We start from the raw sequence: 14,135 nt of genomic DNA, 5'->3' as shown, positions 1-14,135 counted from the left end.
GTGGGTCCTACCGGCTGCGCCCTCCCGTTGCTCCCTACCGCTGCGCCCCGTTCGCGCGGGCGTCAGCTCGAGGAGCGGTTAGGGTGAAGCATGCGCGTTTTGAAGCCGGCCGCCGTGGCGGTCACCCTGTTAGTCAGCCTGGCCGCCTGCTCTAGCCCGGGCGCGGACCCTGATCACGCGCCGGCCCCGGAGGCCGGGAAGGTGGCCTCCGAGCAGGCGGGGGTGCCCGCCTCGCCCGCTCCCGGGCAGGGTGGCGATTCCGGCGCGGCCGGTGATGCCGGTGCGGGGCCCGGTCCGGCGACGGCGCAGGAGAAGCCCTTGCCGCCCCCGCAGGAGGTGCTGGCGGATTTCGACGCCGCGCTGGTGAAGCTGGGCGGGACCTACGTGGCCGAGGCCCCGGAGGGTTGGTCCGGCCCCACCTACCCGGAGCAGGAGGAGGAGTTCTTCGCGCACCTAGCTCCCCTGGTGGAGCCGGCCGTGAAGGAGGGCTGGCGCGAGGCCCCGAGTGGGGACAAGGTGGCCGCCGTGCGGGCGTGGGTGCGTGAGTACCCGGCCACCACCTACAACCCGGCCCTGATGGCGTACATGTGGGAGATGACCTGCGTGGCGGTGGAGAACGCTAGCGAGGACAGCCCGCTGCCGGCCGCGATCGGTGACGCCGCTGATGACAGCGCGCTCTCCCTGTCCATCGCCTACACCTGCCCCGCCCTGCAGGCCGCCAACTAGGCCGTTTGGCGGGTGGGGTGTGGACGACGTTCCGCCCGCCCCTGCGTGAACGCGGTCGCCCGGCGCAGCTAGTCGGTGAGTGCACCCACCACCGTGTCCGCCAGTAGGCGTCCGCGCAGGGTGAGCACGATCCGTTCGGGGAGTGCGGCCTGCTCGATCAGGCCCTGGGCGGCCAGGCCCGCCACGACGTCGGCGGGGAAGTCTGCGGCGGCTAGGCCGTCGCTGGTGCGGATGCCGAGCAGGACGCGCTCCAGCTCCCGGGTCTGGGCGTCCAGTTGCTCGCCCGCAGCGGCCGGGCTGAGCCCGGCGTTCACCCGGTCGGCGTAGGCGCGCGGGTGTTTGACGTTCCACCAGCGCAGCGCGCCGACGTGCGAGTGCGCCCCCGGTCCCAGGCCCCACCAGTCGTGGTCTCGCCAGTAGGCCAGGTTGTGTTTGGATGCCGCCGCCAGCCGCGAGGCGGGCAGGTGCTCCTCCCCGAGGGCGGGCTTGGCGAAGTTAGAGATCTCGTACCAGCGGTAGCCGGCGGCGCCGAGCACCGAGTCGGCCAGCTCGTACTTGTCCGCCTCGTCGTCGTCGCTCGGGGTGGGCAGTTGACCGCGCCGCACCTGGGCGGCCATCTTGGTGCCCTCCTCGATCACCAGGGCGTAGGCGGAGATGTGGCTGGGGGCCAGCTCCACCGCCGCCTCCAGGGAGGCGCGCCAGTCGGCCAGGCTCTCCCCCGGCGTGCCGTAGATCAGGTCCACGCTGGTGTGCAGGCCGGCCCCCTTCGCCCAGTCCACCACTAGCGGCATGCGCTCGGGCCGGTGGGTGCGGTCCAAGGTGGCCAGCACGTGCGGGACGCTGGACTGCATACCGAAGCTGACTCGCGTGAACCCGGCGCCCGCCAGGGTCTCCAGGTACCGCGGAGTGACCGACTCCGGGTTGGCCTCCGTGGTCACCTCCGCCCCCGGGGCCAGCCCGAACTGCTCGCGCAGCGCCGCCAGGATCGCGGCCAGGTCTGCGGCCGGCAGCAGCGAGGGGGTGCCGCCACCGAAGAACACGCTCGTGGCGGGGCGGGGCGCAAATCCTGCCTCAGCCAGCACGCGCGCACCCAGGCGGGCCTCGGCGAGCACCGAGTCGGCGAAGCTGCCCGGCTCCGCTCCCGGCCCGAATCCCACCGTGTACGTGTTGAAGTCGCAGTAGCCGCAGCGCACCGAGCAGAAGGGAACGTGAACGTACAGCGAAAGCGGGCGCGCGGCCGCCACCTCGGCGGCCGCGCGGTCCAGCCTTCCGGTACTGGGCCATTCGATGCCAGTTGGGAGCGTGGGGCTCATCGCGCCCGGCGCACCGCAGTGAAATCGGCGATCTGCCGCCCGGCGTCGATGCCCTTTTGCTCAAAGCGCGTCAGCACGCGCCCGGCGAACCGCTCCCCCGGAGCGGCCGTGGTCTCAAAGACGTCCCGCGCCCCGGCCAACACCTGCCCCATCTGCTCCGCGTAGCTCTCCCAGTCCGTGGCCAGGCGCCAGACGCCGCCGTCTTGCAACAGGCTCGCCACCGTCGCCGCGAAGCCTGCGCTGACCAGGCGACGCTTGTGGTGGCGCGCCTTGCGCCACGGGTCCGGGAAGAAGGTCCACAGCTCGGCCACCGAGGCGGGCTCCAGCAGCACCGGCAGCGCCTGGGCGGCGTCGGCCTCCACCACGCGCACGTTGGAAACCCCGGTCTCCTTGACCCGCCGCAACAGGCCCACCACGCCCGGGCGCCACACCTCGAACGCCAGGTGGTTGATCTCCGGGTGCGCGGCGGCGTGCGCCACCAGGGCCTCGCCGCCGCCGCAGCCCACCTCCACCAGCAGCGGGGCGCCGCGACCAAACACCGCGTCCAGGTCCAGGCGGTAGTCCAGCGCCACCGTGGTCATGCCCGGCCCGCGCCGCACCGGCACCACCACCGCGCCGTGGGCCTCCTCCCACAGGCGCTGGCCGCGCTCTGGCAGGCGCCCCGAGCGACGCGCAAAGGAGGCGACCCGGGAGGGCAGGCGCCCGTCCAGTCCCGGCATGTCGATACCGGCGGCCTGCGGGAAGGCCTCCACGTACTCCGCCGGGGCCAGCTCCGGCCCACCTTCGCGAGCCGAGCCAGCGTCCGAACCTGCCGCGCAGGCCTCGCCCAAACCTGCCGCGCAGGCCTCAGCTTCACCCAAACCGGCCACACCGCTCACGGCGCCGGCCTGTTCAGAGCGGCAGGCGGCAACGTCGGCCACCTACTTGTCCTTCTTGCCGGTAGGCGCATCGGAGGTCAGGGCGGCAATGAAGGCCTCCTGCGGCACGTCCACGCGGCCGATCGCCTTCATGCGCTTCTTACCCTCCTTCTGCTTCTCCAGCAGCTTGCGCTTACGGGTGATGTCACCGCCGTAGCACTTGGCCAGCATGTCCTTGCGCAGCGCGCGGATCGTCTCGCGGGCAATGATGCGCGAACCCACCGCCGCCTGAATCGGCACCTCGAACTGCTGGCGCGGAATCAGGTCCTTCAGCTTGCCCGTCATCATCACGCCATAGGAGTAGGCCTTGTCCTTGTGCACGATCGCGCTGAACGCGTCCACCTGCTCGCCGTGCAGCAGGATGTCCACCTTCACCAGGTCCGCGGCCGCGTCCCCCTCAGGCTCGTAGTCCAGGGACGCATAGCCGCGAGTCTTGGACTTGAGCTGGTCAAAGAAGTCGAACACGATCTCAGCCAGCGGCAGCGAATAGTGCATCTCCACTCGGTCAGAGCTCAGGTAGTCCATGCCGTGCATGGTGCCGCGCCGCGACTGGCACAACTCCATGATCGCCCCCACGAACTCGGTCGGCGTCAGGATCGTGGAGCGCACCATCGGCTCGCGCACCTCCTTGACCTTGCCGGCGGGGAACTCGCTCGGATTGGTCACGTCCACCACGGTGCCGTCCTCCATCGTGACCGTGTAAGACACGTTCGGGGCGGTCGAAATCAGGTCCAGGCCGAACTCCCGCTCCAGGCGCTCGCGCACGATCTCCAGGTGCAGCAAGCCCAGGAAGCCCGTGCGGAAACCAAAGCCCAGCGCCGCCGAGCTCTCCGGCTCGTACACCAGCGCGGCATCGTTCAGCTTCAGCTTGTCCAGGGCCTCGCGCAGCGCCGGGAAGTCAGAGCCGTCGATCGGGTACAGGCCAGAGAACACCATCGGCTTGGGGTCCTCGTAGCCACCCAGCGGCTCCGAAGCGCCGGCCACCGCCGTGGTGACCGTGTCACCCACGCGGGACTGGCGCACGTCCTTCACGCCCGTGATCAGGTAGCCCACCTCGCCCACACCCAGGCCCTGCGAGGGGCGCGGCTCCGGGGAAATCACGCCGATCTCCAGCAGCTCGTGCACAGCGCCGGTAGACATCATGGACACGCGCTCGCGCGGGCGCAGCTGCCCGTCCACCACGCGCACGTAGGTCACCACGCCACGGTAGGTGTCGTACACCGAGTCAAAAATCATCGCGCGGGCCGGGGCGTCCGCGTCCCCCACCGGGGCCGGGATCGACTGCACGATCCGGTCCAGCAGCTCCGGCACGCCCTGGCCCGTCTTGCCGGACACGCGCAGCACGTCATCCGGCTCCACCCCGATCAAACCCGCCAACTCCTCGGCGTGCTTCTCAGGCAGCGCGGCCGGCAGGTCGATCTTGTTCAACACCGGGATGATCGTCAGATCGTTCTCCAGCGCCATGTACAAGTTGGCCAGCGTCTGCGCCTCGATGCCCTGCGCGGCATCCACCAGCAACAGAGCGCCCTCACAGGCCGCCAGCGAGCGGGAGACCTCGTAAGAGAAATCCACGTGACCGGGGGTGTCGATCATGTTCAGCGCGTACGGCTTACCGTCCACCACCCACGGCATGCGCACCGCCTGCGACTTAATCGTGATGCCTCGCTCACGCTCGATGTCCATGCGGTCCAGGTACTGGGCGCGCATCAGGCGCTCCTCCACCACCCCGGTGGCCTGCAACATCCGGTCGGCCAGCGTCGACTTGCCGTGGTCGATGTGCGCGATGATGCAGAAGTTACGCAACGAGCCCGGCGGCGTGGCAGCGGGCTGGATTGCGGCGGTTTGCGCGGCGGAAGCGATGGGCACGCTAAGGCCTTCCTACAAGTGGACACAGACTGCCTGCAATCTTCCCACGCTTCGCCCCAAACTGCCCCATCGCCGCAGAGGCGGCCTGATCACACGCGAGTCCCCGGCCCGCTCGGCACGCGGGCGGGGGCAAGCTCCCCGGTCACACGCGGGCCGGGTACAGGGGGCGCGGGCGGGACGTCGGCCCTCACCCCAGCAATCGCACAGGAAAGACTGCCAAAATGAGGCCATGTCCTCTGCTTACCCCTCCCCCAGCCTGCCCCTCGCGTTGCGTTACACCGGCCGGGCGCTGGCGGGATTCTCCCTCCTGTTCGTGGGCGCCTTCTTCCTGCTGGCGCTGCTCAAGGGCCTGACCGGAGACACGCTGTGGGCGTGGATCCCGCTGGTCTTCGCCGTCGTGCTGGCCATCCCGCCGGTGCGCCTGTGGATCAACACCGGCGCCACCCGCACCGCCAAGCCCACCCAGCCAGACGTCTACGGCCAGGAGAACTACGACCCCGCCGTCTACGACGGCCAAGTGATCGAGGCCGTGCAGATCGACGCCTCCGAGGTTGCCGCGATCAACGCCGCCGCCCAGGAGCGCGCCGAGCAGGCACGCCGCAGCGCCGAAGAGGCCGCCCGCATGCGCGTCAACGCCGCCCGCGCCCGCGCCTCCAGCTCCGCGCGCGACTCCGTGCTGTCCGTCGTGGCCATCCCGGTCGCCTCGCTGGGCGCGCTCGTCACGCTGATCTCGCTGCTGTTCTAGGCCGCTGGGGTCCTAGGATTCCCGGGCTCCTCTGGTTTCCTGGTTTCCTGGGTTCCTGGGGTCCTGGGTTCCTGGGGTCCCGGGTTCCTGGGGTCCTGGGTTCCTGAGGTCCTGGGCTCCCGTCTGCTGGGCGCGCCGCCCTTCCCAGGCTCGCCCCACCCCCACAGTCGCCACGCCACTACTTTCTCGGGCCGCTCCCCACACGCGCGGCCCTCCCTCTTCCCCAGTCACCACTTCCCTCTACTACCCGGCGGATCAAGATGGCTAACTTCCTCTCTCGCGTACTGCGCATATTGGCCGACGCTCTTCTGGACGCGTTTTCTTCTGATTCTGGGCGAGCCTCCGGCCGCAGCAAGACTCACCCTCGCGGTGGCGGCGGGGGTGCGCGCGGTAGCGGCGCCCGCAGCGGCGGGGCGCGTAACGGTGAAGCTCGTAGCGGCGGAGCTCGTAGCGGCGACGCACCCAAGCCTGCTCCCGCCCGGGGGCAGGCGCCTGCGGCTACGGGCTCCCCGGGCGGGCAGGTCCGTGAGTTAAGGCAGCTGCCTCGCTTCCAGTACGCGCCCCAGCGCGACGGGGACGCGGACCCAGGCGAGGTGGTGTGGGCGTGGGTGCCCTTCGAGGACGACCCCACCCAGGGCAAGGACCGCCCCGTGCTGGTGCTGGGGCGGGTGGGCTCGCAGCTGGCCGTCGTCACGCTGACCTCCAAGGACCACGGGCGCGGCGGCGGGCAGCGCGGCAACCGGGTGTACGTGGATGTCGGCACCGGCGCGTGGGACCCGCAGGGTCGCCCCTCCGAGGCGCGCGTGGACCGGGTGATCGCGCTCGACCCGCAAGCCGTGCGACGCGAGGGTGCCAGCCTTGACCGCGCCACGTTCGAGCACGTGGCGCACGCCGTGGCGAGCCTGCACTGATCACTTCGGAAGCCGGCGCGGCGGGCCGCTTCGGCGGCGAGGTGCGCGGCGGGGCTAGCGCGGTAGACCACTTGGGCGGCCTGGGTGCGACGGCCGGCTCGGTATGACCGACGGCCCGGGTCGCACGCTGGCCCAGGTTGCACGATGGCAAGCTCGGCATGACCGACGGCCCGGGTCGCACGATGGCCGTCGCGGCGGGCCTGGTGTGGGCAACAGCACCGGTGCCTCCGTACCCACCCCCTCGAACTAGCGGGACATACCTGGTAGAGTCCCTGCCTGGACTTCTAGCCTGGTCGGGCTGGGGTCCGGCCGCATCTGTAAATCCACGGGGCATCCCCACGCCCTCAGTCCGCAGACGGCACTGCCCTCACCGACCGTGACCCATCCAGTAAGAGAGTCAAATCAAGTGGCAAACATTAAGTCCAAGATCAAGCGCATCAAGACCAACGAGAAGTCTCGTCTGCGCAACCAGGCCGTGAAGTCCGAGCTGAAGACCTTCGTTCGCAAGGTCCGCGAGGCCATCGCCGCTGGTGACAAGGAGGCCGCCGAGGCTGCGCTGCGCGTTGCTAGCCGCAAGCTGGACAAGGCCGTCTCCAAGGGCGTTATCCACAAGAACCAGGCCGCCAACCGCAAGTCCAAGCTGGCGACCCAGGTTGCGGGTCTCTGATCCAGACCGCAGGTACGGGGCCGTGGCGCTGAGCGCCACGGCCCCGCCGCTTTTCCAGAAGCCAGCTTCCCGCTCCCGGGACAGCTGCGCGTTCGCAAAGCAACGGCCCGGGCCTCCTCAACGAGGAGGCCCGGGCCTGACTGGGTTTGCAAAACCTCCGGGCTAGTCGTTGATGACCATGGCCTGGCCGGTAGCGGCGTCGACCTGCACCTTCTGGTCGTCATCGCCGGTGGGGCCGTCGATGTCTACGTGCCACACGGGCTTGCCGCCGATCATCTCCAGCTCCGCGGAGTCAAAGCTGCCCTTCAGCAGGGTGAAGGCGGTCTGGATGGCCGCCTCAATCGGGACGGTGGCCCCCTGCAGGGAGAGCGGGCCGTCGTCATCGTTGTCGGGAACATTGCTGATCACCGCGCCGTCACGGACCTTCACGTCCATGGGGGTGGTGGCGCCGTCCGGGAGGATCTCCACGTCCCACTCGTTGGGGTTGCTGGAGTCCACGTCCAGGCCAACAACGGTGCCCGGCTGGGCGGCCAGGGCCGTGGTCATCGCGGCCAGCCCGACCGGGGGAAGCACGTCCAGCGCGACGGACGGGAGCGCACCGGGCGCGGAGGTGGTGGCCGGGGCCGCCTGCGTGGCGGTGCCGGACTGATCGTCTGAGGTGGGGGCCTCAGAGGCGGGGACCGTGACCACCACGGTCTTCTCGGGAGCGGGGGTGGATGAGGGGGAGCTGCAGGCCGCCAGGCCTAGCAGGGTAACGAGTGCCAACGGAACCAGGGGACGAATTGAAGTACTCATGTCCCCAGCATCCCAGCCGCCCGGTGCCTCCGCCCCGCAAACGGCCGTTTTACTGGCCTTCCTAAGAGAACTCTAATCAGCGCCTCACGAGCCTGGCGCCAGCGGGTCCAACCTCCTAGTCAGCATCGACCCGCCCCACCCCAACCAACTCACCAGAGGTGGACACGCACCGGAACTCGACGTTCGCCCTCTCAACTCGACGTTCGCCTCCTCAACTCGACGTTCCCACCCCACCTAACGTCTAGATTCACCCCCAAACGTCGAGATTGGCCACCAAACGTCGAGCTTCGCCACCAAGCCCCGCTCCCAATCCCTCCAGTCAACCCAGGTGGGCCCGTCCCGCAACGTCAAACCCAAGCCCGGCCCCAGCAAGCCCAAACCCCTAGTCAGCATCGACCCGCCCCACCCCAACCAACTAACCAGAGGTGGACACGCACCGGAACTCGACGTTCGCCCTCTCAACTCGACGTTCGTCTCCTCAACTCGACGTTCGCCTCCTCAACTCGACGTTCGCACCCCACCTAACGTCTAGATTCACCCCCAAACGTCGAGATTGGGCACCAAACGTCGAGCTTCGCCACCAAGCCCCGCTCCCAATCCCTCCAGTCAACCCAGGTGGGCCCGTCCCGCAACGTCGCTCCCAAGCCCGGCCCCAGCAAGCCCAAACCCCTAGTCAGCATCGCCCCGCCCCACCCCAACCAACTCACCAGAGGTGGACACGCACCGGAACTAGACGTTTGCCCTCTCAACTCGACGTTCGCCCTCTCAACTCGACGTTCGCCCTCTCAACTCGACGTTCCCACCCCACCTAACGTCTAGATTCACCCCCAAACGTCGAGATTGGGCACCAAACGTCGAGCTTCGCCACCAAGCCCCGCTCCCCGGCCCCCGAACACCCGGGCTGGGCGTCAGCTGCGTGGCCGGGCGGGAAACCATCTGAGGGGAGGACTCCACTTCCGCAATGGCACGCCCAGACACAGGCGGGCGGGCGGCACAACTCCCCGGCGACCCCCACATAAGCCAAGTCCGGCCCAGACACAGGCGGGCGGGCGGCACAACTCCCCGGCGACCCCCACAAAAGGCAAGTGCGGCCCAGACACAGGCGGGCGGGGAGACGCGCCGTGAGGCTCGTCTCCCCGCCCGTCACAGTGGATTCGCGACCGACCCGGCTAGCGGGCCAGCCCGGCGGAGTTGCTTGGGTTAGGCCAGCGCGCGCCCCTTGGTCTCTGGCAGTAGCAGCGCGCTCAGCGTGGCCAGTGCGAAGGCTGCGGCGAATACGCCGAAGACTACGTTGGTGGACACCGAGCGCAGCATCACCGGCACCAGCATGGGCGCGGCGATGGAGGCCAGGCGCCCAAAGCCGGCGGCCCAGCCGGCACCGGTGGCACGGATGGCGGTCGGGTAAACCTCCGGGGTCACCGCGTAGACGGCACCCCACGCACCCAGCGCGAAGAAGGACAGTACGCATCCTGCGGCCACGATCGTCACCGGGCTGCCGGCCTGGGAGAAGAACACGGCGCCTGCACCGGCGCCGGCCAGGAAGGTGGCCAGGGTGGCGCGTCGGCCCCACTTCTCGATCAGCCAGGCGGCCACGGCGTAGCCGGGCAGCTGGGCCAGGGTGATCACCAGGGTGTAGGCGAAGGACTTGGTCAGGCTGGTCCCGCCGGCCACGAGGAGGCTGGGCAGCCAGATGAAGGCGCCGTAGTAGGCGAAGTTCAGGAAGAACCATACGCCCCACAGGCCGACGGTCCGCTTGAGGAACACCGCGCTGAACAGCGCGCGCACGCCGGTGGCCGCACCCACGTGCTCCTGCTCCACCACCGCAGAGGCCGGGGCCGCCAGCACGCCGCGCAGGGGCCGGCCGGCTTCGAACTGGCGCACGGAGGCCTCCGCCTCCTCGTGTCGCCCGGCTTCCTCCAGGAAGCGGACGGATTCTGGGACGCTGCGGCGCACGTAGAGCGCATACAGGGCGGGCACGGCGCCGATGGCCAACGCCCAGCGCCAGCCGTTCTCGCCTGGCACCACGTAGTAGCCGATCAGCGCGGCCAGGATCCAGCCGACCGCCCAGAAGGCCTCCAGCAGCACGATCACGCGGCCACGGATAGAGGCGGGGGCGAACTCGGAGACCAGGGTGGAGGCCACGGGCAGCTCGGCGCCCAAACCCAGTCCGACGATGAAGCGGAACACCAGCAGTAGGCCCAGGGAGGTGGCCAGCGCGGACGCGCCGGTGGCCAGTCCAAAGATCAGCAGGGAGAGCGCGAATACCTGCTTGCGTCCCAGCTTGTCGGCGATCAGGCCACCGAAGGTGGCACCGACGGCCATGCCGGCCATTCCGATCGAGGCGATCAGGCCGGTCTGGTCCTTGGTCAGGCCCCAGTCGGCCGCCAGGGCCGCCATCACGAAGGAGATGAGTCCAACATCCATCGCGTCCAGTGCCCAGCCCAGCCCGGATCCCACCAAGAGGCGGCGGTGCTCCGTGTTGAAGGGCAGTTTGTCCAGACGCTCGTTTCTCGAGAGGGAAGTCATTCTTGAATGATAGGTAGCGCGTCCATGGACTGGGTTACCCGCCTCCACATAGTGAAAAGGCTCGGTGCCCTCGGCGCCCCGGATTCCGCTCAGTAGTTGAGCTTTAGAGCGGGGTTGGGGCGCCGTCCGTGCGCCTCGCAGATGCGGGTGATGGCGCGTTCGACCGCGTACTCGCCGTCCTTGCCGCCTCCCTTGACCTCCGCGTCGGCGGCCGCCACGGCCCGGATTGCCGCCGCCAGGCCGGGCTCGGACCACTGCGCGGCCTCCCGCTTGGCCCGGTCCACCATCCACGGCTGCATCCCCAGTTCGCGGGCGCTCACGTGCGGCCCCGCGCTCAGCCGGGCCAGCAGGCGCACCTTGGCCGCGAGCGCACCGACGATCATGTTCGGCCGCACCCCGGTGGCCAGGGCGTGCCGCAGCAGTTTGAGCGCGGTGGCGGCGCGGCCTGCCACGGCAGCGTCGGCCACGCTGTATCCGGTGGCCTCGATGCGGCCGGAATAGTAGCGAGACACGTGCGCGGCGGTGACGGTCTGCACGCCCGACGCGCTCACGTCAGACAGCAGCTGCGCCACCGCAGCCGACAGCTCCCGCAGGTCCGATCCGAGCGCGTCCACCAGCGCCTGCACCGCGTCGGGGTCGATGCGGAAGCCGGCCCGCCGCACGTCTGCCTCCACGAAGGCGGCCTTGTCCCGCTGGCTTTTGATCTGCTCTCCCGCCACTACCGGGTAGCTGGCCGCGATCGCATCCAGCAGCTTCTTGCCGCGCTGGCCGCCGTTGTGCCGCGCCACCAGCCACACGTCCGGCTCGGGCGCGGCCACGTAGGCGAGCGCGTCGCCGATCAGCGCGTCGCTGGCCAGTTCGAGGTCCGGGATGAGGATGAGGCGCCGCTCCCCGAAAAGGGAGGGGCTGGTGACCACGGACAGCGTGCCGACCTCGTACGTGGCCGCATCTAGCTGCGTGACCTCAACCTGCGGGTCGGCCTGGCGCGCCTGGCGCAGCAGCGCACTCTGCGCCCGGTCCGCCAGCAGCGGCTCGCCGCAGCGAATCAGCACCACCGGCGCCAAGGTGGCCTGTTCCCACGACACCGAGGCGGTCTTCTTAGCTGCGCACATGCCTATACCTTGCCACGCGCCACCCACATTTGTTGACCCGCCCCTCTGGCTGCCCGTGGACGACGTTGCCGCGCCCACCACCCGGCGCAGAGGGACGACGCTGCCGCGCCCACCTGCCCGGCGCAGAGGGACGACGTTGCCGCGCCCCCGCCCGGCGCAGCGGGGCGCCACCGCCGCACACACGCACCACCTCACCCGCCTCGGCAGCGTGCCTCCACCCGCAGCCCCGCCACCTGGCCGTCCCCGTTTCGCCTGGCCGCGAGCGCGATGGGGCCGCACCGGTCGGTGCGGTAGACGCGCCCCCACTGCCGGTAAGCGCTCTCCACTCGCGGGGCGGGGTGCCCGTATGTGTTTTCGGCTCCCACGCTGATGAGTGCCACCGGCGCGCGCACCGCTGCGGGCAGGGCGGCGTCCCAGTTGGCCGAGCCGTGGTGGGGTACCAGCACTACCTCCCAGGTGGAGTCGGCGGGCGACCACGCCGAGCTCGCAACTGCCAGCTCGCGTTGGGAGGCTTCCTCCGCGTCCCCGGGCACCAGCACATCCAGTCCCGCCCGCTCGATTCCCACCACCAGGGAGGTGTTGTTCATCCCTTCCTCTGTGAGCCGGCTGGCCCGCGCCAGTCCCGCCGATGGCCCCAGCACCCGCCACCTCACCCCGCCGGGCAGCTCGCCCTGCTCCCCCACTTCCGGCACGCGGTGGGGCACCCCCGCCGCCTCCAGCTGCGCAATGACGCGGGCGTGCGTGGCCTGCGGCACCACCCCGGGCCCCAGCAGTGCCTGCCCCACCGGCACGGTGGCCAGCACGGTGGGCAGGCCGTCTATGTGGTCTGCGTGCAGGTGGGAGATGACCAGCAGGTCGATTCGGGTCACGCCGGCCTGCGCGATGCACCGGTCCACCTCCCCGTCGGCCGGCCCGGTGTCCAGCAGCACCGCGCCGCCCGACTCGGTGCGCACCAGGGCTGCGGAGCCCTGCCCCACGTCGCACTGGTAGACCTCCCAGTGCCCGCCCAGCCCCGGGCCGGGCGCCCACCGCCACCACGCCAACGCGCCGACCAGTAGGACGAGGAGCGCCAGCCCCCACCATGCCCACGCCACAGCGCGGCTAGACCCGGCCCGGCCGCGCATGGCCCTCCCGCTGACCCGTCGCTCGCGCCAGGTCAGCGCCTGGTGCCCGACGTTCCTCCCGCCTCCCCCGCACGCCTCCCGCCCCTCGCGGCGGTCGCCCCAGGCACGCCCGATCCGGCTGCGCCAGGCTTTGCCTCGTCGCGAGCCGGCCACTGCGACCCCTGCGAAAGCAAGCAACAACGCGGCGGCGGAGAGCGCCGCTCCAACCGGCCCGCTTACCCACGGCAGGTTGGCGCCGGGCAGGCGGGCAAAGAAGGCGGCCACGGCCGCGATCCAGGCGGAGAGAACGTCGGCCAACCAAAGGGCGGGAACGCCCCACCACGCCTCGCCGGCAGCCAGGGCGAGCAGGGCAGCCACCGTGGCCGGACCCACCGCGATCCCGGCTAGCAGGTTGGCCGGGACGGAGTACAGCGGCAGGGCCGGGTTTAGCAGGACCGTCACCGGCAGGGTCGCCGCCTGGGCGGCCACCGGCACCGCCAGGGCCAGGGCGAGCCAGCGCGGCAGGCGGCGCGACAATCGACGGGCCAGGCGGGGCGCGAGCAGGACTATCCCCGCTGTGGCCAGGAAGGAGAGCACGAACGAGTAGTCCAGGGCGTTGTGCGGGTCGGCTAGGAGCATGACGGTGGCCGTGAGCCAGAGTGCTCCGGCGGTGGTAACCGCCCGGTTAAGTGCCAGCCCCGCTAAAGCGATCGCCACCATCGTGGCGCTGCGCACCACCGAGGCGCTGGGCCCCACCAGCCAGACGAACCCGGCCGCGCACAGCCCCGTCAGCGCCAGGCGCAGCCACCTGGGTCCACCCGCCAGCGCCGCCACCAGGCCCACCACTATCGCCAGGTGGGCGCCGGAGACCGCCGTGAGGTGGGTGAGAGAGGTGGCGCGCATCTGCGCTGTCAGCTGGGCAGGCAGGTCGGTGCGCTGCCCCCAGCCCAGTCCAGCCACCAGCGGGGAGCTCGCCCTGGAACGCACCGCCGCGCTGGCTTGCTGACGCCACTCCACCGCAGCGGGAGAATCCAAGCTGATCGGGGGCCGCCGGGCCTTTAGGCGCACCAGGGCGCGCTCGTGTCGCCCCACCTCCTTGGTGGTGCCGGAAAACCTGATTCGCTGCCCCAGAGAAAGCTCGCTCCACACCGAATCGGTGGCGCGCACCTCTACCCGCCCGCCCACCGGGGTCCAGGAGGCGCCGCCCGCCAGGCGAGCGGGGCCGGCTCCTGTGCTTCCGCGTTGCACCTCCCCCAGACGCACGCCTGTTCGTGCCCGGCTCCCCCTATCTGGGCTCGCACCCGCCCCCGCAGGCGCCCCGGACTGGAGGCGTTCCAGGCAGACCTCCACCCGCCACCCGAACTTGGTGGGCGCGGGCCATGCGCGCACGCTGCCCTCCAGCGTGAAGCGGCGCACGAAAAACGTCTATGGGTCCCAAGACTTGGTTGTAGATG

Annotated in this window: 11 protein-coding genes; 4 read left to right on the top strand and 7 right to left on the bottom strand. The window is 70.5% G+C overall.

Annotation, left to right across the window (positions count from 1 at the left end; translation table 11 throughout):
* The first annotated feature begins 90 nt into the window (after positions 1 to 90).
* Positions 91 to 726: a hypothetical protein gene (locus AC4PWQ_RS05030; protein WP_492089961.1), complete on the top strand. Its 636-nt coding sequence runs from the start codon at positions 91 to 93 to the stop codon at positions 724 to 726.
* A 68-nt stretch (positions 727 to 794) separates the two neighbouring features.
* Here the strand turns inward: AC4PWQ_RS05030 and hemW are convergent, their stop codons facing one another.
* From hemW to lepA, 3 genes are read right to left on the bottom strand one after another with little or no spacing between them, the layout of a single operon-like run.
* Positions 795 to 2,039, bottom strand: coding sequence for a radical SAM family heme chaperone HemW (hemW, locus tag AC4PWQ_RS05025; RefSeq protein WP_492089960.1), 1,245 nt, complete (start codon positions 2,037 to 2,039; stop codon positions 795 to 797).
* A complete protein-coding gene (gene trmB / locus AC4PWQ_RS05020; protein WP_492089959.1) occupies positions 2,036 to 2,959 on the bottom strand; it encodes a tRNA (guanosine(46)-N7)-methyltransferase TrmB in 924 nt (307 codons plus the stop codon). The genes hemW and trmB overlap by 4 nt, the downstream gene beginning before the upstream one ends.
* The gene (gene lepA / locus AC4PWQ_RS05015; protein ID WP_371151828.1) at positions 2,960 to 4,822 is read right to left on the bottom strand and encodes a translation elongation factor 4; all 1,863 of its coding nucleotides are present in this window, start codon (positions 4,820 to 4,822) and stop codon (positions 2,960 to 2,962) included.
* Positions 4,823 to 5,051: 229 nt separating this feature from the next.
* On the opposite strand from lepA, the gene AC4PWQ_RS05010 reads away from it, so the two are divergent.
* From AC4PWQ_RS05010 to rpsT, 3 genes are all read left to right on the top strand, one after another.
* A complete protein-coding gene (locus AC4PWQ_RS05010) occupies positions 5,052 to 5,567 on the top strand; it encodes a hypothetical protein (protein ID WP_492089958.1) in 516 nt (171 codons plus the stop codon).
* A gap of 260 nt (positions 5,568 to 5,827) precedes the next feature.
* The gene (locus tag AC4PWQ_RS05005; protein WP_371164388.1) at positions 5,828 to 6,478 is read left to right on the top strand and encodes a type II toxin-antitoxin system PemK/MazF family toxin; all 651 of its coding nucleotides are present in this window, start codon (positions 5,828 to 5,830) and stop codon (positions 6,476 to 6,478) included.
* Between the two features lie 406 nt (positions 6,479 to 6,884).
* On the top strand, positions 6,885 to 7,145 hold the full coding sequence (rpsT, locus tag AC4PWQ_RS05000; protein WP_371151825.1) for a 30S ribosomal protein S20: 261 nt from the start codon (positions 6,885 to 6,887) through the stop codon (positions 7,143 to 7,145).
* A 162-nt stretch (positions 7,146 to 7,307) separates the two neighbouring features.
* Here the strand turns inward: rpsT and AC4PWQ_RS04995 are convergent, their stop codons facing one another.
* From AC4PWQ_RS04995 to AC4PWQ_RS04980, 4 genes are all read right to left on the bottom strand, one after another.
* Complete coding sequence (locus AC4PWQ_RS04995; RefSeq protein ID WP_371151824.1) at positions 7,308 to 7,940, bottom strand: PepSY domain-containing protein; 633 nt, start codon at positions 7,938 to 7,940, stop codon at positions 7,308 to 7,310.
* 1,200 nt (positions 7,941 to 9,140) lie between these two features.
* Positions 9,141 to 10,466, bottom strand: coding sequence for an MFS transporter (locus AC4PWQ_RS04990; RefSeq protein WP_371164387.1), 1,326 nt, complete (start codon positions 10,464 to 10,466; stop codon positions 9,141 to 9,143).
* Between the two features lie 89 nt (positions 10,467 to 10,555).
* Positions 10,556 to 11,578 (bottom strand): DNA polymerase III subunit delta, encoded by a 1,023-nt coding sequence (gene holA, locus AC4PWQ_RS04985; protein ID WP_371151822.1) that lies wholly within the window; start codon positions 11,576 to 11,578, stop codon positions 10,556 to 10,558.
* A 191-nt stretch (positions 11,579 to 11,769) separates the two neighbouring features.
* Entirely contained in the window at positions 11,770 to 14,097 is a 2,328-nt protein-coding gene (locus AC4PWQ_RS04980; protein WP_492089957.1) for a ComEC/Rec2 family competence protein, read from the bottom strand.
* Between the last annotated feature and the right edge of the window lie 38 nt (positions 14,098 to 14,135).

Source organism: Buchananella sp. 103232 (genome assembly GCF_058725725.1).
Note: the sequence above shows the minus strand (reverse complement) of the source record. Positions and strands in the feature narration are given on the sequence as shown.